This window comes from Pedobacter sp. 05L430 (genome assembly GCF_056397585.1).
On sequence record NZ_JBFTNT010000436.1, the window covers coordinates 1 to 2472 of the forward strand.

General features: G+C 38.8%; 3 protein-coding genes. 1 reads left to right on the plus strand and 2 read right to left on the minus strand.

Features of this window, described 5'->3' with window-relative positions:
* A partial coding sequence (locus tag AC1DG9_RS26050) for a sugar phosphate isomerase/epimerase family protein (protein ID WP_477635568.1) occupies positions 1–545 on the minus strand: 545 nt, incomplete at its 3' end.
* Positions 546–605: 60 nt separating this feature from the next.
* The gene (locus AC1DG9_RS26055; RefSeq protein ID WP_477611811.1) at positions 606–1802 is read right to left on the minus strand and encodes a GAF domain-containing sensor histidine kinase; all 1197 of its coding nucleotides are present in this window, start codon (positions 1800–1802) and stop codon (positions 606–608) included.
* Between the two features lie 99 nt (positions 1803–1901).
* On the opposite strand from AC1DG9_RS26055, the gene AC1DG9_RS26060 reads away from it, so the two are divergent.
* On the plus strand, positions 1902–2472 hold a 571-nt coding region (locus tag AC1DG9_RS26060), incomplete at its 3' end, for a metallophosphoesterase (protein ID WP_477635569.1).

The window sequence follows — 2472 nt, forward strand, 5'->3', positions numbered from 1 at the left end:
ACATCCTGCTCCACAAAGAGATTTTCAAGTCCCGATAATTTAGCCTCGGCCAGAATACCCTTATAATCAATTCTGCCCGTTCCTACTTCAGTATAAACAGACTTGTCTGTTTTATCCATATCCTTCACGTGCCACATTTTAAAACGGCCCGGATTTTCTTTAAATAAAACCAAAGGATCATAACCTGCATTAATAAGCCAAAAAATGTCCAGCTCAAAACTAACTAGTCCAGGATCAGTCTCTTTTAAAAATACGTCATAGCCTGTTAGCCCATTACGCAAATCCTTGAACTCAAATGCATGATTGTGATATCCAAGTTTAAGTTGGTGATCTTTACATAATTCGCCTGCCCCGTTAAACTTTTGTGCCATTCGTTTATAGTCATTGATAGTGCCAGGTGTCCTGATATCTGTAGGCGTCGCCGGAACCACAAAATATTGCTGGCCAACTACAGCAGCGGTTTCGATATGAGATTTCAATACATCCTCATTTCCATCAGGGGATAAATAAGCAGTTACATTATAATGCCCGCTTGGAGAACTCATTTGATTGGCTTCAAGTAAACAATAAACCCATAAACGCCAATTAAGACAGGAATGATTGGATCACTTAGGCAAGTAAAGAAAAAAGGTAGACCCTACATCCATTGTAGATTCTACCTCAATACGTCCACGTAATCTCTCTACCTGCGATTTCACAGTACCAAGCCCAATACCATTTCCGATATTACTGAAGCGATCCAAAACGCCGGAACAATAGCCGTGCTCAAAAATACTGCTTAGAACCTCTTTCGACATACCAATGCCATTGTCGCCTACTACGAAAGTATATCCTTCTGCAGTTTGTTCAAACTTTATTTTAATCTCAGGATGAATTTTATCGTTATATCTTATGGCATTACTTAATAGGTTCAGCAATATCTGCTCCAATGCAATTCTGGAGGAACAAATTTCCGCGTCCAGCGGAAGTTGGAGTTTGCAATTTTCTGGTACAGTAAGCATACTGATTACTTCTTCCAGTAAATGGGTAAGGGAAAAAACTTCCTTCTCTTCTCCTACCCCTGTAGAAGTTTTTGTGTCCCTGAGCAGTTCATTAACGTAGTCCACTAGTTTCTTTGCTGAATTTAGCGAAATGTCAATAAAACGATAATAGCCATCATGCCCCGCCTTCTCTGCTTTACTTCTTAAAGCTTGTGCCGTAAGCATGATATTACCCAATGGATTTTTGATATCGTGGGCTACGCGCTCGGCAAATTTCTGAACCAAACCATTTGACTCTTCCAGCGCTTTATTCACTTCTTCATATTCGTATACTTTCTTACGTAGCTCGATCAATTGAAGCGCCTGTCGCCCCAGAATTTTCAATGCCCTTATCTGGCTGTCATTGAGCTGTTTCTTTTCATTACCAATAACACAGATACTCCCAAGTGCATATCCATCAGGATTTACCAGAGGAACACCTGCGTAGAAAACCACTTTATGCTGGGTTACCATCGGGTTATCAAAAAAACGAGAATCTTCAGTAGCATCGCTGACGATCATGATCTCCTGATCATCTATTATTGCATGGCTACAAAAAGTATAATCACGGTGATTTTCTGTTAATTCAGTCCCATATCTGGATTTAAACCATTGACGCTGCTCTCCAATTAAGGTAATCAAAGCAACTGGTGTCTGACAAATTTCTGCGGCCAGCATAGCAAGGTCATCGTACTCCTGCTCCTGTTCACTATCCATAAGCTGGTAGGAAGCAAGGGCCGATAGCCTGGCAGATTCATTTTCAGGTAGTGAAGCGACTTTCATGAATATATACGTTGATGCTAAAGATAGTATAATCCCATCGTGTAAAAATCGAAAAAAATCGTTTCTTTGGAATACGGCCCTTAATATTTAAAGTTGACAATGAAACTAACCAGGCGAAAATTCATAAGGGCAGGTCTTCTGGCTACATTCGGAACCATCCTGGCAGATATGTTTTGGATTGAGAAGTTTTTTATCGAAACTAATGAATTTTACATTGGCAAGGCAACTAAAGAAACAACCCATATCAAAGTTGTTCAAATCTCTGATTTGCATCTTCAATCTGTAAATTATCAGTTAAAGCATCTGGCAAATAAGCTTAACAAATTACAACCTCAACTAATCTTAATTACCGGTGATGCGATAGATAAATCGGAAAACACTCCTCTACTCAATGAGTTTTTAAAACTAATTGATAAGGAAATAAAAAAGGTGGCCATTTTAGGTAATTGGGAATATTGGGGTAATATCGATTTAGATGAGTTAAATAAAATTTATGCAGGCAATAATTGCACTCTGCTAATTAATGAAACAACACAGTATTCGTTCAAGAATAAGTCCATTTCAATAACAGGTGTAGATGATTTTATTGGAGGCAAGGCTGATTATGGCACTGCAATAAAAGGCTATAAAAAAAGCGACTACCATATTGTTCTGAATCATTGCCCTCAGT